We start from the raw sequence: 25708 nt of genomic DNA on the forward strand, positions 1-25708 counted from the left end.
ATAAAGTATTTTCCTTGCAGTACATTAAGTTATAACTATCGTTTATGAGAAATTCGATTTTTTTATTTGCATTTAAGCCCATTAATTTTAATAATGTGGCTATTTTTTAGAAATTTATGCAAGTAAAACTGATTGAAATTGCTAGATTTCTGGTTTAGCTAAAAGGAAATATTATGAAAATTCAGCAAGTTATTAGAGATAATCGTTTGGAGTTATTGTTTCAACAAGGCTCGTTCGGCATTGAAAAAGAAAGCCAACGTGTTCACGCAGACGGATCTATTGTGGTTACCGAGCACCCGAAATGTTTTGGCAGCCGTTCTTATCACCCTTATATTCAAACAGATTTTGCCGAAAGCCAACTTGAATTAATCACTCCGCCCAATAAAAAAATTGAAGATAGCCTGCGTTGGTTATCTGCTATCCATGAAGTGGTGTTACGCTCTTTACCGGAGGACGAATTTGTTTTTCCCTTGAGTATGCCAGCCGGATTGCCACCGGAAGACCAAATCAAAGTGGCGCAATTGGAAAATCCGGCAGATGTGGCCTACCGTGAGCATTTAGTAGCGTCTTATGGCAAAAACAAACAAATGGTCAGCGGCATTCACTATAATTTCCAACTCGATCCAACCTTTATTCAACAGCTTTTCGCAGGGCAAAACACATATCAAAGTGCGGTGGATTTTCAGAACGATTTATATTTGAAAGTTGCCCGCAATTTCTTACGTTACCAATGGATTCTCGTCTATTTATTAGCTGCCACTCCAACCGTTGACGCCAATTATTTCCGCAACGGCACGCCGTTAAAAGTAGGGCAGTATGTACGTAGTTTGCGTTCCAGCCGGTATGGTTATGTGAATGATCCAAGCGTGAAAGTGTCTTATGACAGCCTAAACGATTATGTGAATACCTTAGAACACGCGGTCAACAGCGGACAGCTTATTGCCGAAAAAGAATTTTATTCCAACGTGCGTTTGCGTGGCGCGAAACAGGCGCGTGAATTGCTACAAAATGGCATTCAATATTTGGAATTCCGTTTGTTCGATTTGAACCCTTTTGAAGCCTATGGTATTGCATTAAATGACGCCAAATTTGTGCATTATTTTATTTTATTAATGGCGTGGCTGGACGAAGAATCCTTGGAAAGTGCGGTGGAATTAGGCAAAGAAAAATTAGCCCAAGTGGCATGGGAAAATCCATTGTCGGCAACGGCCTTCCAAGCGGAAGGGGAGCGCATTTTACAGCAATTGCTAGCGATGTTGACGGAAATTCATGCTGACGAGGAAATGGAATCTATCGTCAAAGAGAAATTGGCTCAGTTTGCTGATCCTAGTCAAACCCTTGGTGCCCGTTTGGTCAATGCCATCGAAGCGCATGGCGGCTATCAAAAACTGGGCGCGGAACTGGCGATTCGTTACAAAAAACAAGCCTTTGAACGTTTTTATGCGTTGTCGGCTTTCGACAACATGGAACTTTCCACCCAAGCGCTGATGTTTGATGCCATTCAAAAAGGCCTAAAAATGGAGATTTTAGACGAGCGCGATCAGTTCTTAAGTCTGCAATTCGGCGACCACTTGGAATATGTGAAAAACGGCAACATGACCTCTCACGACAGCTACATTTCGCCACTCATTATGGAAAATAAAGTGGTGACCAAAAAAGTCTTGGCGAAAGCCGGCTTTAACGTGCCGCAAAGCGTGGAATTTACTAGCGTTGAACAAGCCGTGGCCAATTACGCTTTATTTGCAGGACGTGCCGTAGTGATTAAACCGAAATCCACCAATTACGGTTTGGGCATCAGTATTTTCCAACAGGGTGTGTATGATCGTGAGGATTTTGCCAAAGCTATTGAAATTGCTTTCCGTGAAGATAAAGAAGTAATGGTGGAAGATTACCTCACTGGCACGGAATATCGTTTCTTCGTGCTAGGTGATGAAACGCTTGCTGTGTTGTTACGCGTGCCGGCGAATGTGATTGGCGACGGCGTGCATACGGTGGCGGAATTAGTGGCACAGAAAAACGATCATCTGTTGCGTGGCGATGGAAGCCGTACGCCATTGAAGAAAATTGCGTTGGGCGACATCGAACAGTTACAGTTAAAAGAGCAGGGCTTAACCGTTGATAGTGTGCCAGCAAAAGATCAGTTGGTGCAGCTACGTGCCAATTCCAACATCAGCACCGGTGGCGATTCTATTGACATGACCGACCAAATGCATCCAAGCTACAAAGCCTTGGCGGTCGGTATTACCAAAGCCATGGGCGCCGCTGTGTGTGGCGTGGATTTAATCATTCCCGATTTAACCAAACCCGCCGAGCCAAGTTTGCAATCTTGGGGCGTGATTGAAGCCAATTTCAACCCGATGATGATGATGCACATCTTCCCGTACGCAGGACAATCCCGTCGGGTGACGCAAAATGTGCTGAAGATGCTTTTTCCGGAGTTGAAATAATATTCCAAGAACGCAAAGGCGAATCTGAGGATTCGCCTTTTTGTTTGGCCTAAAAGTGCGGTCGTTTTTTGTCGCGTTTTTTCGTATGTAAAAACACGTGGAAAATCCACCGCACTTTGGGTAAAAGAAAACCGTCTTTGGAGGCAAAGACGGTTTTTGTTTATGAGCAATGTATTACTTGAATAAGTCAGGTGCATAGGAAGATGAGCGACCGACTTCTTCTTCTAAACCGATAATTTGTTTAAAGACTTTTAACAGGGTATGTGGGTCATCTGCTTGATAATAATTATCATCGCCAACACAGCTTTTCCATGATTTTTTAACACTATCGGTCTGTTTATAACCAAACGCAACGAATGCCATTTTGGCCGGCAGATTGCGATATCCTGTGTCTTGTAATGTATCCAAACGATTTTTAATTCTGGTACACATTCCTTTCTCAATCAATTCTTCTGTTAGGTGATGTAAACCTCTGTCTTCACCATCAGATAATACAATGAGAATTCGTTGAGTGTTTGTTCTTAATTTTGCCGGGGCTGCTCCGGCATCTGTATTTTTATCCATTAACAGATTTGCGCCGATTAAGACTCCCGAACTTGCCAATGTCCACCCTTCCGGATTAAGTGCGTTCATTTCCACTTTAAATTTTTCACTCTCTCCTTTGCTATACCAAATATTTGTTGTGTTTTGAATACTGCCTGTCTGTCTATCTTTCAAGCAAGGCGAACCTTTGGTAAAAACAATATCGTATTTTTTAGGAGAACCATCAAAGGCATCAATTCTGTTTAATGTTTTTTCTATATCAAAATATTTATAAAAAACCGTTTTAATTGGATTTTCGGGCTCTGTATCTGAGTAAGCAATAGTATTATCCACCCATTCTCCTAAGAATGCTGAAGCAAGTTTGACGGCATTATCTTCAATATACATATAACCATCGTTATATTGAGGTTTTGGATTAAACGGAGTGCTATAATCACTATTTTTAAGCTGAAACTGTCTGCTTAGAACTCCGTATGCGTTACCTATATAGGGAGAGCGACCACCGTTAGGATATACCCAGTGGCCTACCCTAACTCTTACTTTATCACCGGCATTACCATCAAACGGCAATACACATTGACCACGATCAGCAGTTAATTGACTTAATTGTTGTGCACCGAACCCGAAAGAGACAAACCCGATACGATTATATTGGCTAATATTTTCCGGGAGATCTTTTTTAATCAACTCATCCGCAATATTTCCAACCACATTCTTAAGAATATTAATTTTAGGTTTGTTTTGACCTGGAGGAGGGTCTTCCATAGACCCCGAGAAGTCATTAACCAACATTAAATCAATTGGCACAACAACATCTTTTTCTTTAACGGCATAAGACGTACCGGAACCAATAGCGGTTTTATCTTGGTTATTACTGGTTAGTGTACGGCTCCAAGGTAAAAAGAATTTACGTTCAACGTCTCCGTCAACTTTACAAGCCACAGTGTTTGCTTCCCCGTTAGTTCGGGTTTTACTTGAAATTCTACAATCAGCAATGAAATCTTTTGGAATGGTAATTGGCGAGCTATTGCTTTGGCCATTGCTGTCATCGGAACGTAAGTAGAGTTTAACTATGCCTTGAACTAATTCCTGATTACGTTTTTGGGTTTGTAGGCTACGTTTAGGCTTTTCATCAGATGGGAATTCACGTTTATAAGCATCAAGTTCATTTTGTGGCACGGATTGACGTTTGAGGTCATTGTGATCGTTGCCTTTTCTATATGCATTATTCTCTGCGACTAATAACAATGCTGCTTGATCAGTTGCTTGAGCGAAGCGCGCTTTATCTAATAACATTCCTGTACCATCAATCGTGAATGCAATTAAGAAGAGCAAAGGGAAAGCCAATAACGCTGTCATTACGGCATAAGCGCCTTTTTGGTTTATGTAAAAAAGCTTAAATTGACGATAAATATATCGGGTCGCATTTAATTTTCTGTTCATAAAATTACCTACAAGTTATCGTGAAACCGCTAATGAAGAAGAGCGGATTAAACCAAGAGATTGATTTTCTTTGCTGAGATATAGGCTTTTAAAAAAACTATTTGTTTCTGCACAGAGGGTCACTTGGTAAAGTGGAATTTTTCTTCCGTCATTGATTTCAGAATTAGGTGATAAATTGACTAAACTTTCAATATTTCGATAAGGCTCACAGCCATTTGATGATTTTGGAAATCTCTCAAATTGATTCTTTTTAGATACCGGATCTTTCCAAAAGTGTTCCAATACAATAAAGACTTTTTGGTTGTCATCATCTTTATCGCCATATAATAATCCACGAGCGACTTTTTCAAAATCATGTAGATCATCATCCGTTAAATTAGCGGTGCCATTATCTCCAAATAGTTGTACTCGTTCACGTAAAACATTCACTAATGAATAAGAGGCATTATCTAATTTACCTTGTGTTGACCGCACAATAACAAAATCTGCCAAAAAAGCAAAAATAAAGGTTAATAGCATTAACATAAAAATGAATTCGATTGTTACCGAACCACGTTTATTGGGTAAAAAATCTTTAATTTTTGATAAGAAATTCTCTTTCATTTTTATTACCATAAATGACTCTCAAAACCAATAAATTATTAGTTATTATTTTGAGTGTTGAATTGGAATTGTGATCTATTATGTTCTTGTACAGTAATAAATTCACGCTTGATTAATCGGTCAACCGGCGCTGTTGATAAAAACGGTAGTGAGAACATAAAGTTGTATTTAAAGTCTATCGTATAAACTGCCAAAGTCGCTAATGTTCCATCATTAGATAAGATTTGTTTTTTAGGATCTGACGGGTCCGGTTTCATCTTATATTTATCGGCAAGTAATGCCTTTATACAGTTTCTACCTTGAAGACAATCGACATATTTGACTTGCACATCATAAGTATTTTTAGAGGATAAGGCTAAATAACCAATTGGAGAATTATCTTGCGTTATTTTTTGGTTTTGCAATGCTTTTTCAAAAGCTGTTTTATAATCATTTCCTGCAGCAGCCTGATTCTTAGCTTCTCTGACACTTTCCGTAATGGCTAAGTCCCAGTATGCAGTAGTTATAGAAATACGACAAAATTCTAAAATTAAGCATACGACAAAGAAATAAAATGCAACCGTCAAGGCAAACTCGACGGTTGATACTCCTTTCTTATTTGATAGGAATTTTTTCATTATAAAACCTTATTTATCTGGCGATATTGTTAGAGACTCGTTCGGTTTTTTTCAATGCATTAATTAAGTCATCAGGAGATGAGTTAATATTTTCTTTAACAATAATATCTTTTGCATAATCAATATCATTGTTTTTCACTAGAGCAAAAATGAGGTTATGAACTAAACGTTGTTCTCTTACACCATTTAAATACTGAGGCAATAATAATGAAACGGCATTACGATAATCTCCATTAACGATACTTAACATAGCAAGATTATTTACTGCTACGGCATCATTTAAGAAATATTCACGCGCTTTATTAATATCTTCGCTCGCTTTATTCGGGTTATTCATTAATGCATAGGTAACACCACGAATATTATAGACTTCACCATTTTTTGGTGATGTAGCTAACAGACTATTTTCAACTTCCAAAGCTTCTTGATAACGTTTTAATTGATTCAAGTTTTTCGCTTGTAGAATTTTAGCTTTTTCAGTTAAGTTGCCGCCATTTGTTAACAATGGTTGTAAATACAATAGAGAAGAGTTGCTATCGCCTTTTTTATAGTAGGTTTCAGCCAATTTATAACGAATAATTGGATCTTCTTTATTTTTCAATATGTCACGATACATATTAACCAATGCATCATTATTTTGAGTGCTTTGGTAAAGCGTTTCTTTTGCAGTAACTTTATCTGCGCTTAATGGTTTTTTATTTAGTACTGCGGAACAAGCTGTGATAGACAGAACCATGCCGCAAAATAAAACTGTTTTGATAGATTTAGAATACATGTGGAAATACCCTCATTACACCTGGTGCTAGGATTAAGATGATAATTGGAAACATAATAAATAGAATCAAAGGAATACTCATTTTGGCCGAGAGAGTACCAAGTTTTTCTTCTATTGCCAGTAATTGTAGTTCTCTAATATCAGACGATAATTGAATTAACTGATGATAAATAGAGGAACCGAAATTTAAACTTTGTTGCATTACCGTACAGAACATTCTAATTTCTGTTGTTGGCAATGAAATTGAAAGATCCTGTAATGCTTGAGACATGCCGGTAATTTCTGATTTACGAATGATACGTAGCATGACATAAGTTAAATCAGGATTTAGTTTTTTAAAATCAGTGGCAACTTGCTTTAATGCCGCCTCAATACTAATACCGGTTTGAACATTAACCGCTACCAAGTCAATAAAACCGGCTAAATCATTCATGATTCTTTTGATTTTACTTTTCAAAATAGAGCCAATTAATATTCCCGGGATGATAATCGTAAATATTAAAATTAATAGAAAGCCAATAAATAAGGATGAAGAATCCGGTTCGCCATCTTTTAATAGGTATAAATAATACAGAGCACAGGCCGCAAACATAATAAACAACTTAAGTTTTATGTTTTTATCAATAAGACCCAATGTTTTTAATACCGGATTGTTATTAATTAATAAAAGCTCAAGTTCTATTTGCTGTTTTGTTTTACCTTTATGATCTTCATCATTATTAGTATCTTTTGGTCTTTCTCCCAAAATAATTTCTTTACTATATTGGAATTTTTTTCTTGCAGAAAGCGCTACAAATAAGACGGCTAGACCAAAGATAGTTAGTAATGCATAAATTAGGAATATCTTAAGTGTCATGTTGACTTCCTCATCAGCCACCAAATGATTCCCATCCCAAATAATTCACTACCAAAAACGTAGTAAAGTATGTATCGCCCGCTAGGATCATTAATTAAGAAATCAAAGTTGTCAGGCATAGTAAATTGCATGAATAAAAAGAAAGCAATAGGGAAGCAGGCGACAATCATGGCCGACATACGCGCCTCTGATGTCATGGCTTTTTTCTTTTTCTCCATTTTATTACTATCGGCGATAACCCGGCCTAAACGGGAGATAACCTCTCTGATTTGGCCACCCTTAGTTAAGTTAGTACGAACAATCGTAATAAAGAAATAGAACTCTTTATATGGATAACGTCTATAACTGTCCTCAAATACGGCCATTGGTTCTTCACCAATTGCTAGGCGTTTATGAATACTTTTAAATTCTTCACCTAATTGTCCGGCCAGGTCTTTGCCACAACGTTCTAATGCTTGTAATAAACCTGCCCCGGAGGTTGCTGCTGCGTTTAAAATTTGGATGACTTCAGGGAACATCGCATTAAAAATTTTTTGGTTGCGTCGTTGTCCCAGTTTCCAAACTAATACGATAAATACCACAAGAAACAAGATACTGAAGAGAAGCCTATCAATTTTAATATACGCAATATTTACAACGAATAGAGTGAAAAAAGCAAAACAGCTTATGATAATACTACGAGGTAAATTCTTTTTATTTCCTGCTGTAAAATAATATGCCCATAAGCCAATTTTAGCTTTTGTCGTTCTGAGAAAAATAGAAAATTTACTCTCAGATACATCATGTTCATTAATTTTTCTTTTAGCAGAAAACCAACCTCTGGCTGTATATAAAAGTAATACGACACCAAAAGTTAAAATGGCATAATAGAGTATATTCATTGTTGAACGTCTCCAAAAATGCTTTGTAATTCTGCACTAAGATTAAATACTTGCGCATTTTGGTACACTACGGAACGGGTTAATAAACCATGGTTAACAAATTCCCCTACGATTTTGCCGTTCTTATCACGATATTTACTCGCTTTGTAAGAGAAAATATCTTGTAGTACGATTTGTCCATTTTCCATTCCCATAATTTCAGTGATGTTCATAATTTTTCTTGAACCATCATTTAAACGGGAGGCTTGTACAATGATGTTTACTGCGGAGGCAATGTTGCGACGAATGGCTTCCAATGGAAGAGATGCATTAGACATCATGACCATACTTTCCAAACGGGACGTGGCATCACGCGGACTATTCGCATGCAGAGTTGACATAGAACCGTCATGACCGGTATTCATAGCCTGCAACATTTGGAATGCTTCTGCACCACGACACTCACCAACGATGATTCGCTCCGGACGCATACGCAAAGCATTAATTACCAAGTCTTGCATACTCACTTCTCCGGTACGTTCTACTCCGGCTAAACGGGTTTCTAAACGGACTACATGGGGCTGTTCCAAGCGTAACTCCGCCGTATCCTCCAATGTAATAACCCGCTCGGTGTGAGAAATATAGTTAGATAAAGCGTTAAGTAAGGTTGTTTTACCTGAACCTGTCCCCCCCGAAACAATGATATTTACTCGCGATCTTGAGGCAATAATTAAGAAATTAGCCATTTCACGAGTCATTGAACCGAAGTTTACAAGCTCTTGTAAGGTTTTTTTATTCTTACTGAATTTACGAATTGAAATCGATGTTCCATCTAGTGCAATTGGTGCGATAACGACGTTTAAACGGCTGCCATCGGGCAAACGGGAGTCCACTAAAGGACTCCCATCATCAATACGACGACCAACACGCGAAACCAAGCGTTTTGCAATATCTGTTAATTGTTCATTGCTTACAAATTCTTTATTGGTTTTTTCCAAGATACCGGCGCGCTCAACCCAGATATCGTTTGGTCCATTGACCAAAATATCATTGACTGTATCATCAGCCATTAAATCACGTAATGGACCATAACCTTCAATTTCATCAGCAACGATTTCTGCCATCACTAATGTGTCCGCAGACGTCAAATAAGTACCGCTTTTACTTGCAACACGATTAACAATCTGAACCAGTTCGTTTACCAGTAAGTTTCTTTCGCTTTGAAGTTCATCAATCTTTTCAATATCAAGATTGCTTAATACTTCACTTCTAAAGAAGATTTGTTGTTCTTTGGTTAGCATTTTTAGTCACTAGTTATTTAATGAGTTTGGCAAATAATGAAGAAATTGAACTTTGTTTTTCTTTGGGCTTGCTATTACGAGATACTGCACCAATCACTTTCATCATCAGAGAGTTAATTTCTTTTTGCCCATTACGACCTAGATTCATTCCCAAAACAGTTTTGGTATTGGTATTTTTGATAAATGGAATTACAGCATCCACCTGAGAGCCAATTAACGTTTCAATATCATTTTTAGCCATTAATTTGGATGTTTCCAATCTGCTATCAGAAATACAAATAAAGGTACGGATAGGTTTGCCTGTTGTACTACGGATACGCTCACATTCATCTAAGAATTGTTTTGCTAAGCGTAGTGAGCCAATTTTTCTTTCGACAACCAAGACAAAGCTACTATAACTTTCTAAAAGTTGAACGAAGTTATCTTTTTTAACGTTATAAATAGGTTGATCATAAATAATAAAATTATATTTTTCGGTTGTCGCAGGTGCTAATGAGCCTAAATCACCATTAAATAAATCTAGGTTAGAGGTGTATTCCACTATGCTACCGGACAATTTTTTATCAAATAATAGATCCAAATCTTGTGAACCATTAGTGCCTTGCGCTAATAACACGGGGATCTTTTTATTGACAACAATTTCATTGGCAATATGTGAGCTGATTAAACTCGCACCAATACCACCTTTACAACTTAGTACGGCAATTTTTACCGAATCTCTCACCCGAGGAACATTTACACCTGAGATGATTTTGCCTACCATCTGGCTTAATTGTGTGTGTGAGTTAAAGTAAAGAATGCCTTCATCTAATAATTTTTGAGATAGTGAGATTGAGTCGCTATCCCCAATTAAGCAACACCATACATTTTGTGGTACAGAACTAAATACACGTTCAACAATAGTCTTTACATTGGCTTCATTGATAATATCAATGATGACACCAATAGAATCCTCTGCTGAAAATGAAATTTCATCAGATGAGGTAAAAAAATCTTTTTTAACTACTTCAACATTCTCTAGTCCACGAGTACGCAATATTTGCGCTACTTCAGCTTGAATTTCTTCACGGTTTGAAACAACAACGATGGTACGTGCACTGTCAACCGTAATGGTCTCTTGATCCAGTAATAACATACAAATACCTTCTATTAATATTTCAGTTGAACACGTTGATTGCTTTTAATTGCGCAAGAAGTTTCATTTGAATTCCAAAATACAACTTCCCCTCTTCTTGGAGTACAAACCGCTTTTCTAGCAGCAATTTGTGCGACTTCCACATAAATCGGATAAGTTGTTGCTTTATGTGCTTTTTTCTCGATATAAATAGATTTGCTGTTTACTCCGTCTTTCACTAATCTCGCACGAATTTTTGCGGCGGCTTTTTTGGCGGTAGCATCACGCCAAACAATATTCACTTGCTTTTGGTTATTGCTACCAATATCACGAATTACAGAATGATATAAATTGCTGTAACTCACATTAGAATAATCCGGTAGTGCATAGCGATTAACTAATTGAGTACGATTAAACTCACTATTTTTTGTTGGTTGGGCTACGCTCGAATCTTTAACTAGTTCATTTATTGCGAATGTGGTTGCCGGAGCCGTAATTGAGGCCAAAGCAATGGTGGCCGAAATAACTAATTTTCTCATTGAATAAACCCACTATTTTTTAAGAAGTTAGACGTTAATGTTTTGTGATAAACATTCTTTAATGGAGTCGTATGGAAAAATCTCTCCATTGTTCCGGTTTGTTCAAAGTCAGGATAGACGATATCTTTTTCATCTACCGGTTTAACTACGTTTACAGTAGCCACAATAACCAATTCTTTCTTTTCACGATCGGTTGTTGCATTCCGGAAAAATGAACCTAGGATAGGAATATCGCCTAACAATGGCACCTTATTGATTCCTTCAATATCATTTGAGCTAAATAAACCACCAATGATAAAGCTTTCACCATTAGCAACTTCAAATAAGGATTTTGCTCTACGTGTATTAAAGTAAGGGATAGTACCGAGACCTTCAAAATTATAGTTACCGGCAATGGTACTTACTGTTTGATCTAACACTAAACGAATACGATTATTCTTTTGTAATTTCGCGCCGACCAATAGTTTTACACCGAATTCTTTATAGATAATGGTTGGAGAACCTTCTTTGTCTCGTTGTGCAAAAGGGATCTCGCCACCGACTAAAATATCGGCAGTTTCACCGGATAACATAGAAATATTTGGTTCCGCTAGGACTTTACCGTTAGATTGATTATCCAACGCATTAATAAAGGCAGAAATACCTTGTGCGTCCAAACGTAATATACCTTGAGTGCCGTTAAATCCGCCTCCGGCACTAAAGTTTCCACCTAATAGCGGACCATTTCCCGCAATGTGGCTCCAGTTAATGCCCATAGCTTCAGAGAGTTTCTTATTTACTTCAACAACAGTCAGTTTCACATTAATCTGGGTTGTGTCTCTGACATTTGTTGAATCAATTACGCCGTCATATTGATATTTATCAAGAAATGGTAAATGTTCGTCCCCACCATCTCGTTTAAATTTTGTTTCGGTTACTTTTCGGCCGTTTCCTAATGCCTCACCTACGATACGGCGGACTTCATCGCTTTCTTCCTGAGTGCGCGCCTTACCTTCAATGACATAGGCTTTGCCGACTTTCTTCACGGAAAGGTCGGTATTTGGGAAACGGGCTTTAAGTTGTTTATTTGTGTCTGTGATGCCTGCAACAGCATTATCTACATTGACGGTATCTGAAGTCAGAGGGCGTCCATCAGCACCAAACGCGGTGACTTCTGCTTTGCCTTCGTCTTTGGCATAAATGATAAAAGTGTTGTCGTCTAAAATTTCATAGTCGGCAACATTTGGGGAAGATACGAAAATAGTATCGATTTTTTCTTTAGTTTGAACTAATTGTGTAGCACCTTTCTCTAGTGAGAAGTTTTGTGCGTAAGCGTTCAATGAGAACATGGCTCCGAGAGCGGCGTAGCACACCAATTGTTTTTTGCTAAGTGCGTGTTTCCAAGTTAGCATCTTATTGACCTCTTAATTTTCTAATGAATACACCGCGTGAATCGATATTTTGATCATTATCTTCGGCAGGTAATATAACGAGTTTTGAACCCTGATCGAGTGAATAGAATTTTTTGGCTTGTTCACCGGTAACTTTTAGTGCAACGTAACCTGCGTATTCTTGGTTTTTAGGAATTCCATCAGCGGATTTTTCATCACCGGGATTTTTTGCAGTTTCTTCAGCAAAAGACTTTGTCTGCAAAACTAAAGTCTTACCGGAGACTTTGACTAATTCTTTACGGTCGTAAGTGTTACGGGAGTCCTTTGCAACTTGTTGATTATAAATAACAACATAATCGCCACCATGAATAGTGTTAAGAATATAGTCGTCACCTGTTTTTAAATAGACTCTATAAGCAACTTCTTGGTTAGGATCTAAACTTGCAGTAAAGAATCTTGGATCTGTGGGGCTGATAATGGTTTTATCGGAAAGTAAGGAACCGGATTTCATGTTTTCAGCCATGAGGTAACCTTGTAAACCTTGAATACCATTAGCAGCAACAACATTTTTCAAATTATTGTTTAGCAATGGACTATCTTCAGTGACGGAAATTTCGCTTAGTGCATAATCATCAGCCTGTAATAATTGACCTTTGCCAATGTCACGTTTTAATTCCGCAATAAGAATGACTTGTTCCGGTTTTTTCTCCGGTTGAGCTACCGGCTGAGGTTGAGTAGTCGTTTGTTGATTTTCTGAACCATCACCCTCTGTGGGCATAAACATAATACCGCCGATACCGACGGCAAGTGTAAGCACGGAAATGATCAAGAGCGTTCTATAATTCATTTTTTACCCTTATTGTTTTAATAAAGTAAAGTTAGTCGCTATCAAATTAGCTTGATAGAGCTAGGTTAGTCATAAAGCCAAGGCTAATTGCCACACCATAAGGTAAACCGTTTTCTTTAATGGATTTACGAAAAAACAGCCAACCTACAATGATTAACAGCAATCCGAAAAATGCAGTAAAGAAGAAAAAGTAAATAATTTCATTATGCGGAATCGCCAGCATTAAAACAGAAATCAATTTAATATCACCGGCGCCCATTATTCCTAAAGTGAAGATCATAAAACCAATAGCGAAAGTAGATAATGCGGGAATCAAGAAAATGGTCTGATATTTTAATAGGCTGAGTGGAATAATTGTGATTAGTAACAGAAGAACGATCCGATTACTGATGATTCTGGAACGAATATCCGTAATAGATAATGTGATCAATAATAGAGCGATGGTGATTACTAATAAATTAATAAGCCAGTTCATTGTTTATTATTGTGTTAGCTTTTGTTAAGTATGACTGAGATTACCAGATCAGCAAGCGCGTTAAACTTATCGGTTAATACGTTAATGAAGTTATTTTCACCATAGAGCACGGCAACTACAAGTGTAGCAACAGCAAGCCCGACTAAGCCGTATTCAATTGACGTTATTCCTTTTTGATTTTTGTAGAATCTTTGAACAAAGGAGTATACGACTATGTAATAAAAAAACATTTTATACTTAAAAACTAAAGGTTAACCTCCTCTATCAGAGGTTAACCAATATATTTAATTTAACTTAAGTGCTAATTAGTTACCTGTTTTTTTCAGGCTTTCACCACCAACAGTCTTCGCTAATTCAGCAAATTGAGCTTTTAGTTTATCAATGAAACCACCCTCTTTATAGAATACAGCAATAATTAATACCGCTACTGCTACAGCGATTAAACCGTATTCAATTGCAGTTACACCTTGTTGATTATTTTTAAATTCACGGATTGCTTCAGTTGTTTTGATATATGCTTTAGTGGTTAAAGAGTTTAATGCGTTTAACATTTTTTATGCTCCTAATTTTTGGTTTTTTTGTGGAAAATAGAATTTAAGAATTCTTTTATGAGAATTAATGTCATTTATTTAATAAGTGTACGATTAAATAAACGAGGTGCATTATAGTCCTAAGAAATTAAAAATCAAATTTTAAAAAGTGATAAATTCGGTATATAGTCATGTTTATTTTGTGTGGTAAATGTTGTTTTTTATCAATGGGATGAGACACTATGTAAGTGGTCTAATCTCTATTTTTTGAATTTATTTTACAGTAAATTTACAAATTTTAATATTTATTACAAAAAACAGATTTAAATATATGTGGATTTGATCATGCCTGTTTTTACTATTTGATATTGGAAGAGTCTTGGCAGGTTTTAGGAGATAATAACCTTGTTGAGGTTGAGCTTATTATTGGAAATAACCTCATTTGGATTGAGCTTATTATTTAAGATGATAACCTTATTTAGACTGAGCTTATTACTAGGAATAATAACCTTATTTGAATTAAGTTCATTATTGGAGATAAAAGAGAGTTATTTGCAATAAATCAATTTTACTTCTTTTAATGTTTTTACCTGTTTTGATATAGCCACGCATATAACCTTCCTATAAGTTGTGCTATATTGTGTTTACTTTATTCCTCCTATTTATTGAGGTCATATTTTGCAACCTTTTAGTCAAACCTTTACGCTTGAGCCGCAAGATAATGAACGCTTGCGTTCCTTATGTGGTGCAGCAGATGCTCACTTGGCGCTTATTGAAAAAACATTCAACCTGTCGATTTCCCGTCGTGGCTTTGATTTCACCATTCAACCGCAAGATAACAATCCTGCGTCACATTATGTCGGTGTGGTGCAAAGTGCGGTGGATTTATTACATGATTTATATGCGCAAACCGCGCCGGTGCGGGGGCAGATCAAAGAGTTGGATTTAGAAGACATTCATATCGCATTAATGGAAAGTCGGGCGTTGGCGCAAGGCGATGCGGAATCTGTCGCAGATCATCGCGATGAAAATAAAGTGTATAGCACCACCATTAAAACCAAGCGGGGCTTAATTAAACCGCGCGGGCCAAATCAAATTCAGTATTTGCACAATATTTTGCGTTATGACATCAGTTTCGGCATTGGGCCTGCTGGGACGGGAAAAACCTTTTTAGCGGTTGCCGCTGCGGTAGAAGCCTTAGAACGGCAGGAAATTCGTCGTATCTTGTTGACCCGCCCTGCGGTGGAAGCCGGTGAAAAACTGGGTTTTCTGCCGGGTGATTTAGGACAAAAAATCGAGCCGTATTTGCGCCCATTATATGATGCGTTATTTGAAATGTTAGGTTTTGAGCGCATGCAAAAACTCATGGAGCGCAATGTGATTGAAATTGCGCCGTTGGCGTATATGCGCGGTCGAACTTTAAATGACAGTTTTATTATTTTAGACGAAAGTCAAAATACCACCGTGGAACAAATGAAAATGTTTTTGACCCGTATCGGCTTTAATTCTAAGGCGGTGATTACCGGTGATATTACGCAAATCGACCTGCCTCGCTCGCAAAAATCCGGCTTACGTCATGCCATTGAAGTGTTGTCCGGCGTGGAAGAATTAAGTTTTAATTACTTCGACAGCAAAGACATTGTGCGCCATCCGGTGGTGGCGAAAGTGGTGCAAGCGTATGACGCTTGGGATGCGCAGGAAGAAATTCGTCGTTGCGACTTGGCGGATCAACGTAAAGCAGAACGTGAAGAATAAACTGAGAGAGAAGAATAAACTGAGAGAAGAAAAAGTGCGGTCAGAAATTACAATGAATTTAGGAGAGCAACATGGGTAAGATGATCATTGATTTACAAATTGCTTGCGAACAAGAAAGCGGCTTGCCAACCACAGAACAAATCGAACAATGGGCGACAGCCGCAGTACAACCTCAGAGCGATGAAGTGGAAATGACGGTGCGTATTGTGGATGAAGCGGAAAGCCATGCCTTAAATTTGAATTATCGCGGCAAAGATCGCCCGACCAATGTGTTGTCTTTCCCTTTTGAATGCCCCGATGAAGTGGAGCTGCCGTTACTCGGCGATTTGGTGATTTGCCGCCAAGTGGTAGAGCGTGAAGCGCAGGAACAAGACAAACCCGTCATGGCGCATTGGGCGCACATGGTAGTGCACGGCAGTTTACATTTGCTTGGTTACGATCACATTGAAGATGATGAGGCGGAGGAAATGGAAAGCTTGGAAACCCAAATCATGACGGGGCTGGGCTTTGCAGATCCGTATTTGAGCGAGAAATGAGCCGAGAACTCCTCATTTTAGTGGGCGAGGATGATTTTCTTGCCTACCAATTAAATCACAACCTTTTACTTAAAAGTGCGGTCTGGATTGGCGATGTTTCGCCGCACTTTGCCACCCAATCCTCTTTTCCTTTTAGCAAAACGAAAAATCTGCTCGGCAGTGAATTTCCTGCCATCATTTACGACGCACGACAAGGCATTAACTTGGATGCCCTCGCCATGGCGGCAGGCACGTTGCAGGACGGTGGTCAGCTATTATTATTGTTGAATCATTGGGCAGATTTAGCCAATCAACCCGACGGCGACAGCCTGCGTTGGTCGGGCGAAAAACACGCCATAAACACACCGCACTTTATCGCCTTTTTACAAGAAAAAATCGTAAAATACGGTTTTCCTGTTTATCAAAGTACGCCGTTAACGCTTGCCTTGCCAACGCCTCCAAAAGATCGTTCAACACATTGTCAGCCAACCTTAGAACAAGCCCGTTTATTGCAACAAATGGCAGAAGCCGAGGACGCGATTCTGATTGTCACGGCAAAACGTGGGCGCGGAAAATCGGCGTTGGCGGGGCTCTTTGCCAAACAGCAAGTGGCACAAAACCAGCCGGTGATTCTCACAGCCCCGAATAAAAGTGCGGTCAATATTTTCAATGAATTTGCGGGGGCGGAAATTACCTTTATGCCGCCTGATGAACTTAGCCAAAACCTCAGCGACGCGCCACAACAATTTGCCAACCATTGGTTGTTTGTGGACGAAGCGGCGATGATTCCGCTAGACATCTTATTTCGTTTAACCAATGCCTTTAAACGCGTTGTGTTGACGACCACCATTCACAGCTACGAAGGCACGGGCAGAGGCTTCTTATTAAAATTCATGGCGAAAATCGACCGCACTTTGCGTCATTTTGAACTGTTTACGCCGTTACGTTGGCAGGCGGATGACAAACTGGAAGCGTTTATTGACGACCTGTTGCTGTGCGATTGCGAAGATCGTCTGCCACAGCCGCCTTATGATTCTGTGCTTGCGGAGCAGATCCAAATTTCTCATTGTGAACGGATTCCTCATGATGAAATTGAATCTGTTTACGGCTTGCTGACCTTGGCGCATTATCGAACCTCGCCTTTGGATTTACGCCGTTTATTGGATGCACCACAGCAGCAATTTTATCTTGCTCAAGCACAGGATTCCTTGCTTGGTTGCGTATGGGCGGTGCCGGAAGGTGGAATGGAGGACAATACGTTAATTTGCCAAATTCGACGTGGCGAACGTCGCCCGCGTGGCAATTTAGTGGCGCAAATGCTGTGTTTCCAAGCAGGATTGGAAGAGGCATGTGAATTATGCTCTCTGCGCATTTCCCGTATCGCCGTACAACCCAACTGGCAACAACAGGGGCTTGGGCAACGTTTAATTGCCCAGATGACACAACAACAGATAAAACAACAGGGCGCGGTGGATTTTCTTTCCGTCAGTTTTGGTTACACCCCGGAACTATTGGCATTCTGGCAAAAGTGCGGTTTCATTTTGGTGCATTTTAGCGAAAGCAAAGAAGCCAGCAGCGGTTGTTATTCCGTGGTGGCGTTGAGTCCCTTGAGTAAGGAAGGGCGAGTATTCGTGCAACAGGCGGAAAAACAGTTTCAACGCAATTTGCCCCTTTCTTTACATCCGCTCGCGACACAGTTTGCTCGAACAGAAATAGCTTGGACGCTGGATAGTTCGGATTGGCAATCGTTAAAGAATTTTGCCGATTTTTTCCTGCCGTTATCTTCTGCCTTGCCGTCGATTCGGCGTTTAATCAAATCGGCAGGCGAATTGCCTTTCCCCTTGTTGGCAGATTATTGTAAACAGCCGGAAAAAAGACAGAATAAAAAAACGTGGTTAGAAAATTGTCGCTTGGAAGTGAAGAAGTGGTTGCAAAAAAATGCCGTCCTTTTATGATAACAATCTCTTAACAATTTAAAATAAAGCTAAAAAAATAAGGAAACAAAAATGAGCGAAGAAGGCAAAAAAAGTTGGGTGAAACGCGCGTGGGAAGCCTATTCTGATTTCTGTAAAGAAGCGGGTATCGATCAAGGCACTTGCCGTGGTTGTGTGCCGGTGGTGAAGTTTGACGAAGACGCCGAACCAAAAGACAAAAAAGAACAGAAAGAGGAAAGCGCTCACTAAGATTAGCATGCCTGGGGGATGAATTCCCCTAAGTATGACACTGTTTTTTTATACAGACTTTTATTGGAAATCCACCCTGTTTGAGCTAAACTAGCGACAATTTTTTTTAATACATTGTCGTTTTATGCAAACTCCATTTTTTCACATCGAAATTCCAACTCAAGCACAAGATCATAAAATTTTAGCCAATATTCTGCCCGGCGCGGATAGCCTTGCCGTGAGTGAAATTGCGGCGCAGTTTAACGGGCTAACCGTCGTGGTGACGAACGACACCCGAAGTGCGGTGCGTTTAGAAAAAGAGTTGGCGCAACTGAGCTCACTTAATGTCACCTTTTTTCCCGATTGGGAAACCTTGCCCTACGACAGTTTTTCGCCTCATCAAGATATTATTTCTGCCCGCTTGAGTGCTTTATTTCATTTACAGCAACGCAAGCAAGGCATTTTCATTTTACCGATTGCCACCTTAATGCAACGCGTTTGCCCGCCGTCTTATTTACAACATCGGGTGTTACTGATTAACAAAGGCGACCGTTTTGTCATTGAAACACTTCGTTTGCAATTGGAAAAATCGGGTTATCGCGCGGTGGAGCAAGTGTTGGAACATGGCGAATATGCTGTGCGCGGTGCTTTGTTGGATCTTTTCCCGATGGGAAGTGCGGTGCCTTTTCGCTTAGATTTTTTTGATGATGAAATTGATTCCATTCGTACTTTTGATGTGGATACACAACGCACGTTGCAGGAAATCGATCACATCAATTTATTACCGGCGCACGAATTTCTAACGGATAATCAAGGCATTGAATTTTTCCGCAGCCAATTCCGCGCGGCGTTTGGTGAAATTCGACGGGATCCGGAACATATTTATCAACAAATCAGCAAAGGCACGTTGGCGGCAGGGATTGAATATTGGCAGCCCTTGTTCTTTGAAGAAATGGCGACCTTATTTGATTATTTCCCGGCGAATACACTGTTTATTACCGGCGAGCAAAATCAAACGCAGGGTGAGCGTTTTTATGCGGATGCGGAACAACGTTTTGAGAGTCGCCGTGTCGATCCGATGCGTCCGTTATTGTCGCCCGATAAACTTTGGCTGCGCATTGATGACGTAAATCGTCACTTAAAACACTATCCTGCAATTGCGTTAAAAACGGAAAAAGTGCGGTCGTCCGCACGGCAGAAAAATTTGGCCATTACGCCCTTACCGCCACTGACCATTCAATCGCAACAAAAAGAACCGTTACATCAGTTACGCCAATTTATTGAGCATTTTAAAGGCAATATTTTATTTATCGTGGAAACGGAAGGGCGCCGTGAAACCTTGTTAAGCCTGCTTGCTCCGCTAAAACTGAAACCAAAACAGATTCATACCTTGGCGCAAGCGACGGAAGAAAAATTGGCTTTAATGGTGAGCCCGTTGGAGCATGGTTTTATTATTGAGCAGGATGTGCCGCTTGCCATTATTTGTGAATCGGAATTGCTTGGCGAACGTGTGCAACAACGGCAGCGGGATAAATCCCGCACGGTGAATCCTGATACCTTGATTCGTAACCTTGCCGAATTGCAAATCGGTCAGCCGGTCGTGCATTTGGATCATGGTGTGGGGCGCTATGGCGGTTTAGTGAGTTTAGAAAACGGCGGCATTAAAGCGGAATATTTGTTGCTCAATTATGCCAACGACTCAAAATTGTATGTGCCGGTGGCATCGTTACATTTAATCAGCCGTTATGTGGGTGGTTCCGATGAAACCGCGCCGTTGCACAAGTTAGGCTCCGAAGCCTGGGGCAAAGCACGCAGCAAAGCGGCGGAGAAAATTCGTGATGTGGCAGCAGAGTTATTGGATGTGTATGCGCAACGTGAAGCGCAAAAAGGCTTTGCCTTTCAATATGATTGTGAGGAATTTCAACAATTCACCGCCACGTTCCCATTTGAAGAAACGCATGATCAACTCATGGCAATTAATGCCGTGATTTCTGATATGACATTGCCGAAAGCTATGGATCGCCTTGTGTGTGGCGATGTGGGTTTTGGTAAAACGGAAGTGGCGATGCGCGCTGCCTTTTTAGCGGTGATGAACCACAAACAGGTTGCCGTATTGGTGCCAACCACCTTGTTAGCGCAACAACATTTCGATAATTTCAAAGACCGTTTCGCCAATTTGCCGGTAAACGTGGAAATGTTGTCCCGCTTTAAAACGGCGAAAGAGCAGAAACAGGTGATTCAGGATTTAGCCGACGGCAAAGTGGATATTTTGATTGGCACCCATAAAATCATTCAAGGCGATGTGCAATTCCATGATCTGGGTTTGTTGATTATTGACGAAGAACACCGCTTTGGCGTGCGCCAAAAAGAAAAAATGAAACAATTGCGCGCTAACATAGATATTCTTACTCTGACGGCAACGCCGATTCCGCGTACGTTAAACATGGCGATGAATGGCATTCGCGATCTTTCCATTATTTCTACGCCACCGGCACGCCGTTTAACCATTAAAACGTTTGTGCGTCAAACGGATGAGTTAGTGATTCGTGAAGCGATTTTGCGTGAAATTTTGCGTGGCGGGCAGGTGTATTATTTGCATAACGATGTGGCGAGTATTGAAAATACGGCAGAAAAACTGACCGCACTCGTACCGGAAGCGCGCGTGATTGTGGGACACGGACAAATGCGCGAACGTGAGTTGGAACGCGTGATGTCGGATTTTTATCATCAACGTTATAACGTGCTGGTGTGTTCTACGATTATTGAAACCGGTATCGATGTGCCGACGGCCAATACCATTATTATTGAGCGTGCCGACAATTTCGGTTTGGCACAGTTGCACCAGTTACGCGGACGGGTTGGGCGTTCTCACCATCAAGCCTATGCTTATTTGCTCACACCGCCACCGAAACTGATGACGAAGGATGCGCAAAAACGCTTGGAAGCCTTGGAAAGCCTAGACAACCTCGGTGCCGGCTTTATTTTAGCCACCCACGATTTGGAAATTCGCGGCGCAGGGGAATTGTTGGGCAACGAGCAAAGCGGACAAATTGAAAGCATCGGTTTTTCTCTTTACATGGAATTGTTGGAGCGTGCGGTGAAAGCCTTAAAAGAAGGTCGTGAGCCGTCATTGGATGAACTGACGCAACAACAAACTGAGATTGATTTACGGATGCCGTCGCTATTGCCGGAAGATTATTTGGGCGATGTGAATATGCGCTTGTCTTTCTATAAACGCATTGCCGGTGCGGAAAATACCGAAGCATTGGATGAATTAAAAGTGGAGCTTATCGACCGTTTCGGAACCTTGCCACAAGCCACGCGGAATCTGTTGCAAATTGCGCAATTACGACTGGATTTAAAACCGCTCAATGTCATTCGCTTGGATGCCAATGCGCAAGGCGGATTCATCGAATTTGCCCCGAACGCTGATTTAGACCCGATGATCTTTTTACAGTTAATCCAAAGCAATCCGGCGGTTTATCGTTTTGACGGCCCACATAAATTCCGCTTCACCAAAGATTTAACAGACTATAAAGTGCGGTTAGAATTTGTGACGGATTTGGTGAAAGAGTTAACCAACCCGCGGTAATTTCCGTGGGTAATTGAATTACCCATGGTTATGCATAAATCAGCCCCTTTGGGGACTTTTCTAGCACTCAGATTTTGCTTTTTCTCTTTCTATGCTTCCTAAAGCGGAACGATTATGCATTACTTAAGATGACTTGTTGCCCTAGGTATTGAGCCTAATTCTGTTTTTGCATACAATCTAGCGACTTTTATTAAAAGGAGACACCCATGTATTTTAATCAAATCAAAGCCGAGCTCACTGAAGCGGCAGATGTATTAAACAAATTCTTATCTGATGACAACAATATTAAATTGATTCAACAAGCGGCATTATTGATTTCCGACAGTTTCAAACAAGGCGGAAAGGTGCTGTCTTGCGGAAACGGAGGTTCCCACTGCGATGCCATGCATTTTGCGGAAGAATTAACCGGTCGTTATCGTGAAAATCGCCCGGGTTATCCGGCAATCGCCATTTCCGATGTGAGCCACTTAAGCTGTGTAAGTAACGATTTCGGTTACGAGTATGTCTTTTCCCGTTATGTGGAAGCCGTGGGGCAAAAGGGCGATGTGTTGTTCGGGTTATCCACTTCCGGTAATTCTAAAAACGTGTTGAATGCTATCGAAGCGGCAAAAGCGAAAGGCATGAAAATCATTGCTATGACCGGTAAAGATGGCGGCAAAATGGCGGGACTTGCCGATGTGGAAATTCGCGTGCCACATTTCGGTTATGCCGATCGCATTCAGGAAATTCACATTAAAGTTATTCATATTTTGATGATGTTAATTGAATTTGAAATGACAAAAGTGGAATAAGGTATTTACATATAAAGTGCGGTCAAAAAACAAGAAGGTTTTTTGACCGCACTTTTTTCTTAAAGGAGTGTTATGCGTAGATTATTGTTAGTTGTCTTGTTATCTTCTTTTGCCGGTTCGACATTAGCATTGTTTCCGGTGCGGACAGATTGGGAGCAAAATCATTTACAGGGTAAGGTAAAATCGGTTGAGTCTTATTCAAAAGATAATCCCGAAGCCATAGAAGAAGGTGATCCGATCACGAATTATAAAAAGTCTTTTTATAATGCGCAGGGCTTTTTAGTCAAAGAGGAAGAGCGGGATACTGAAGAGAGTTATAATCAAAGTACGCGGTTTCATACGTATCAATATGACGATAAAAATCGTTTGATAGAGCGGAATAGCGAAGAGGTGGTGCTCTCTACCGAGAACAAAGATGATACTGCTCCATCTTATTTTGGAGCGCTCTATCAATATCAGGAAAATGACGATGGGACGGGGATACAGAAAGAGTTGGTTTATGTTTATAAAAAACCAACGTCACCGGATTGGGAAGATGGGCATCATCAAATGATTTATGATGCGAAAGGCAATTTGTTGAAAGATCAAATGTATTATCCTAAAATCCATAGTGCCAATCAGATTTTGACCTATTTTTATGATGATGCGCGATTAAGCAAAGTTTGCGACATAAGTGAGAAAGAGAAAATTGAAGATTGCGAGACGTATCGTTATTTTGATGATGGTTCTTTTGTTAAAAATGGTTCATTTAATGATCTTAGGGTAGAAATCACCTATGATAAAAATCATCATGAAATCAAGCGTCAGTTTATTGATAAGGATGGTCGTGTGTCTAATGAGAGCTACAAGACTAAACACCGATTCGATGAACAGGGTAATGTGATTGAAAGTGTCATGTATAATGAGAAAGGTGAGTGGGTAACCAAGACGACCTATAAATATGAGTATTATTAACTTAACGCGCGGTCATTTTTTTATATGTTTTTTAAAATCCCAATGTTATTTGGGATTTTTTAATACTTTGAGTTGCATAATTATTCATAAAAGCATAATATGTTTTCAACTTAACTGTAATTTGATGTAAGAGTATAAGTAACAATGACAATTAGTGTTAAAAATCTGAATTTTTTTTATGGCGCCAATCAAGCCTTATTTAATATTAACTTAACCGCGAATGATGGCGATGTCGTGGTGTTATTGGGGCCAAGTGGTGCTGGTAAAAGTACCTTAATTCGTACTTTGAATTTGCTGGAAGTACCACAATCGGGCGAATTGATTATTGCCAATAATCAATTTGATTTGTCTGCCAATACTGATCCGAAACAAATTCGCCAATTGCGTCGTGATGTGGGTATGGTGTTTCAACAGTATCATTTATGGCCGCACATGACGGTGTTGGAAAACCTCATTGAAGCGCCGATGAAAATTCTCGGTGTGGGCGAGATGGAAGCCAAACAACAGGCGATGGAATTATTGCAACGTTTGCGTTTGGAAGGCCACGCGGAGCGTTTCCCGTTACATTTATCCGGTGGTCAACAACAGCGGGTGGCGATTGCTCGCGCGTTAATGATGAAACCACAAGTGTTGTTATTTGATGAACCGACGGCAGCGCTGGATCCGGAAATTACCGCGCAGATCGTTTCCATTATTGAGGAATTACGAGAAACGGGCATTACCCAAGTGATTGTGACTCATGAAGTTAATATGGCGAAAAAGGTGGCCACTAAAGTGGTGTATATGGAACAGGGGCATATTATCGAAACCGGTGACAGCACCTGCTTTGAGCAACCACAAACAGAACGCTTTAAACAATATCTCTCACACAACATTTAATCTGAAAGGAGAAAATAGAATGAAAAAATTACTTTTAAGTGCAATTTTATTAGGCTCCGCTATGGCAGCTAATGCACAAGATCTAACTTTTGCTATGGAGCCAAGTTATCCGCCTTTTGAATCCACCAATGAAAAAGGTGAAATCATCGGTTTTGATGTGGACATTGCCAATGCTATCTGTAAAGAAATTCAAGCCACTTGCCATTTTAAAGGCGAAGCGTTTGACGCACTGATTACCAATTTAAGATCAAAACGTTTTGATGCGGCGATTTCTGCCATCGATATTACTGACGCACGTGCCAAACAAGTGTTGTTCTCCGAACCTTATTATGACAGCACGGCAAGCTATGTGGCGTTAAAAGGTAAAGCAAACCTAGAAAGTGCAAAAAACGTTGGCGTGCAAAACGGTACGACTTATCAACAATACACGGTGGCGGAAACCAAACAATACAGTCCGAAATCTTATGCGAGCTTGCAAGATGCGGTGTTGGACTTAAAAAATGGTCGTATTGACATTATCTTTGGTGACACTGCCGTGCTTGCAGATATGATTTCCAAAGAACCGAACATTGAGTTTGTGGGTGATAAAGTCAATAACAAAAAATATTTCGGTAACGGTTTTGGTATTGCGATGAACAAATCCAACAAAGAATTGGCAGAAAGCTTAAATAAAGGTTTAGCCGCCATTAAAGCCAATGGTGAATATCAAAAAATCTATGATAAATGGATGACGAAGTAAT

Annotated in this window: 24 protein-coding genes; 10 read left to right on the forward strand and 14 right to left on the reverse strand. The window is 40.0% G+C overall.

Annotated elements, in window-relative coordinates; all coding sequences use genetic code 11:
• Window positions 1-173 precede the first annotated feature (173 nt).
• Window positions 174-2447: a bifunctional glutamate--cysteine ligase GshA/glutathione synthetase GshB gene (gene gshAB / locus DK428_RS07270; protein WP_109089980.1), complete on the forward strand. Its 2274-nt coding sequence runs from the start codon at window positions 174-176 to the stop codon at window positions 2445-2447.
• Window positions 2448-2621: 174 nt separating this feature from the next.
• Here gshAB and DK428_RS07275 read toward each other — a convergent pair whose 3' ends face one another.
• The 14 genes from DK428_RS07275 to DK428_RS07340 all read right to left on the reverse strand — a co-directional run bounded on the left by DK428_RS07275 (window position 2622) and on the right by DK428_RS07340 (window position 14341).
• A complete protein-coding gene (locus DK428_RS07275) occupies window positions 2622-4433 on the reverse strand; it encodes a pilus assembly protein TadG-related protein (RefSeq protein WP_109063439.1) in 1812 nt (603 codons plus the stop codon).
• 15 nt (window positions 4434-4448) lie between these two features.
• Window positions 4449-5036: a tight adherence pilus pseudopilin TadF gene (tadF, locus tag DK428_RS07280; RefSeq protein ID WP_109063440.1), complete on the reverse strand. Its 588-nt coding sequence runs from the start codon at window positions 5034-5036 to the stop codon at window positions 4449-4451.
• 38 nt (window positions 5037-5074) lie between these two features.
• Window positions 5075-5653: a TadE/TadG family type IV pilus assembly protein gene (locus DK428_RS07285; protein WP_109063441.1), complete on the reverse strand. Its 579-nt coding sequence runs from the start codon at window positions 5651-5653 to the stop codon at window positions 5075-5077.
• A 13-nt stretch (window positions 5654-5666) separates the two neighbouring features.
• Entirely contained in the window at window positions 5667-6428 is a 762-nt protein-coding gene (locus tag DK428_RS07290; RefSeq protein WP_109063442.1) for a tetratricopeptide repeat protein, read from the reverse strand.
• Window positions 6418-7284, reverse strand: coding sequence for a type II secretion system F family protein (locus tag DK428_RS07295; RefSeq protein WP_109063443.1), 867 nt, complete (start codon window positions 7282-7284; stop codon window positions 6418-6420). Before DK428_RS07295 ends, DK428_RS07290 begins: the two co-directional genes overlap by 11 nt.
• Window positions 7281-8165, reverse strand: coding sequence for a type II secretion system F family protein (locus tag DK428_RS07300; RefSeq protein WP_109063444.1), 885 nt, complete (start codon window positions 8163-8165; stop codon window positions 7281-7283). The genes DK428_RS07295 and DK428_RS07300 overlap by 4 nt, the downstream gene beginning before the upstream one ends.
• On the reverse strand, window positions 8162-9445 hold the full coding sequence (locus DK428_RS07305; protein WP_109063445.1) for a TadA family conjugal transfer-associated ATPase: 1284 nt from the start codon (window positions 9443-9445) through the stop codon (window positions 8162-8164). Before DK428_RS07305 ends, DK428_RS07300 begins: the two co-directional genes overlap by 4 nt.
• A 13-nt stretch (window positions 9446-9458) precedes the next feature.
• Entirely contained in the window at window positions 9459-10580 is a 1122-nt protein-coding gene (locus DK428_RS07310; RefSeq protein WP_109063446.1) for a P-loop NTPase family protein, read from the reverse strand.
• Window positions 10581-10594: 14 nt separating this feature from the next.
• A complete protein-coding gene (locus DK428_RS07315; protein ID WP_109063447.1) occupies window positions 10595-11098 on the reverse strand; it encodes an RcpB protein in 504 nt (167 codons plus the stop codon).
• On the reverse strand, window positions 11095-12489 hold the full coding sequence (locus tag DK428_RS07320) for a type II and III secretion system protein family protein (RefSeq protein WP_109063448.1): 1395 nt from the start codon (window positions 12487-12489) through the stop codon (window positions 11095-11097). The genes DK428_RS07315 and DK428_RS07320 overlap by 4 nt, the downstream gene beginning before the upstream one ends.
• A 1-nt stretch (window position 12490) precedes the next feature.
• Window positions 12491-13315: a CpaB family protein gene (locus tag DK428_RS07325; RefSeq protein WP_109063449.1), complete on the reverse strand. Its 825-nt coding sequence runs from the start codon at window positions 13313-13315 to the stop codon at window positions 12491-12493.
• A 46-nt stretch (window positions 13316-13361) separates the two neighbouring features.
• A complete protein-coding gene (locus DK428_RS07330; protein ID WP_109063450.1) occupies window positions 13362-13790 on the reverse strand; it encodes an A24 family peptidase in 429 nt (142 codons plus the stop codon).
• A 14-nt stretch (window positions 13791-13804) separates the two neighbouring features.
• Window positions 13805-14020, reverse strand: a complete 216-nt coding sequence (locus tag DK428_RS11885; RefSeq protein WP_109063451.1) for a Flp family type IVb pilin — start codon at window positions 14018-14020, stop codon at window positions 13805-13807.
• A 75-nt stretch (window positions 14021-14095) separates the two neighbouring features.
• On the reverse strand, window positions 14096-14341 hold the full coding sequence (locus DK428_RS07340; RefSeq protein WP_109063452.1) for a Flp family type IVb pilin: 246 nt from the start codon (window positions 14339-14341) through the stop codon (window positions 14096-14098).
• Window positions 14342-14998: 657 nt separating this feature from the next.
• Between DK428_RS07340 and DK428_RS07345 the strand changes: the two genes are divergently transcribed.
• The 9 genes from DK428_RS07345 to DK428_RS07380 all read left to right on the forward strand — a co-directional run bounded on the left by DK428_RS07345 (window position 14999) and on the right by DK428_RS07380 (window position 25707).
• Window positions 14999-16075, forward strand: a complete 1077-nt coding sequence (locus DK428_RS07345) for a PhoH family protein (RefSeq protein WP_420837003.1) — start codon at window positions 14999-15001, stop codon at window positions 16073-16075.
• 71 nt (window positions 16076-16146) lie between these two features.
• On the forward strand, window positions 16147-16611 hold the full coding sequence (ybeY, locus tag DK428_RS07350) for an rRNA maturation RNase YbeY (RefSeq protein WP_109063454.1): 465 nt from the start codon (window positions 16147-16149) through the stop codon (window positions 16609-16611).
• Window positions 16608-18545, forward strand: a complete 1938-nt coding sequence (locus DK428_RS07355) for a tRNA(Met) cytidine acetyltransferase TmcA (protein ID WP_109063455.1) — start codon at window positions 16608-16610, stop codon at window positions 18543-18545. The genes ybeY and DK428_RS07355 overlap by 4 nt, the downstream gene beginning before the upstream one ends.
• A gap of 51 nt (window positions 18546-18596) precedes the next feature.
• A complete protein-coding gene (locus DK428_RS11590) occupies window positions 18597-18773 on the forward strand; it encodes a DUF5363 domain-containing protein (protein WP_006719095.1) in 177 nt (58 codons plus the stop codon).
• A 124-nt stretch (window positions 18774-18897) separates the two neighbouring features.
• Window positions 18898-22344: a transcription-repair coupling factor gene (gene mfd, locus DK428_RS07360; protein ID WP_109063456.1), complete on the forward strand. Its 3447-nt coding sequence runs from the start codon at window positions 18898-18900 to the stop codon at window positions 22342-22344.
• 206 nt (window positions 22345-22550) lie between these two features.
• Window positions 22551-23135, forward strand: a complete 585-nt coding sequence (gene lpcA, locus DK428_RS07365) for a D-sedoheptulose 7-phosphate isomerase (RefSeq protein WP_109063457.1) — start codon at window positions 22551-22553, stop codon at window positions 23133-23135.
• Window positions 23136-23207: 72 nt separating this feature from the next.
• Complete coding sequence (locus DK428_RS07370; RefSeq protein WP_109063458.1) at window positions 23208-24089, forward strand: hypothetical protein; 882 nt, start codon at window positions 23208-23210, stop codon at window positions 24087-24089.
• A gap of 144 nt (window positions 24090-24233) precedes the next feature.
• Window positions 24234-24968, forward strand: a complete 735-nt coding sequence (gene artP, locus DK428_RS07375; protein ID WP_109063459.1) for an arginine ABC transporter ATP-binding protein ArtP — start codon at window positions 24234-24236, stop codon at window positions 24966-24968.
• A 19-nt stretch (window positions 24969-24987) separates the two neighbouring features.
• The gene (locus tag DK428_RS07380) at window positions 24988-25707 is read left to right on the forward strand and encodes a lysine/arginine/ornithine ABC transporter substrate-binding protein (RefSeq protein ID WP_012771225.1); all 720 of its coding nucleotides are present in this window, start codon (window positions 24988-24990) and stop codon (window positions 25705-25707) included.
• Window position 25708 lies beyond the last annotated feature (1 nt).

Source organism: Aggregatibacter kilianii (assembly GCF_003130255.1).
Taxonomy (GTDB): Bacteria; Pseudomonadota; Gammaproteobacteria; order Enterobacterales; family Pasteurellaceae; genus Aggregatibacter; species Aggregatibacter kilianii.